The 658-nt window shown below is 51.1% G+C and carries 1 pseudogene; it reads left to right on the forward strand.

Annotated features, from left to right (window positions below):
- Window positions 1-79: 79 nt before the first annotated feature.
- A pseudogene (locus WFO64_RS22370) lies at window positions 80-658 on the forward strand (transposase); the annotation flags it as partial.

Raw genomic sequence — 658 nt, forward strand, 5'->3', positions numbered from 1 at the left:
TGTAAGCATCCCTATATAGCGGACCATTCACATTTAGAGATCTTCCGACATACTGACTATGTCCCCGGAGGAGATCACCATGCGCAAAGCCCGATTCACCGAACACCAGATCATTGCCGTTCTGAAGTCCGTCGAAGCTGGACGTACAGTCAAAGATGTTTGTCGCGAAGCGGGAATATCCGAGGCCTCGTATTACAACTGGAAAGCGAAATTTGGTGGGATCGAAGCCTCTGATATCAAAAAGATGAAAGATCTGGAGGACGAAAATCGCCGCCTGAAGCAGATGTTTGCCGACCTGAGTCTGGAATGCCGGGCGCTGAAAGACGTCATCGAAAAAAAGCTTTAAAACCAGCGATAAAACGTGAGCTCGTCAGCTATCTGACCGCGCAGTTTACGATGAGCATACGCCAGGCATGCAGGACGTTATCGCTGAGCAGGACGGTTTTTCGCTATCAACCGGACACGCGACGTGATGAACCGGTGATCCAGGCTTTGACTGAACTGGCTGAACGCTATCCCCGCTACGGCTTTAAGAAGCTCTTTCAGATGCTTCGCAGGCAGGGCCACGTCTGGAACCACAAGCGTGTACACCGGATTTACCGCCTGCTGAAACTGAATTTTCGGCGTAAGGGTAAACAACGTCTGCCGGTGCGAAATC

Origin of the sequence: Pantoea sp. AS142 (genome assembly GCF_037152305.1) — a bacterium.
Classification (GTDB): domain Bacteria; phylum Pseudomonadota; class Gammaproteobacteria; order Enterobacterales; family Enterobacteriaceae; genus Pantoea.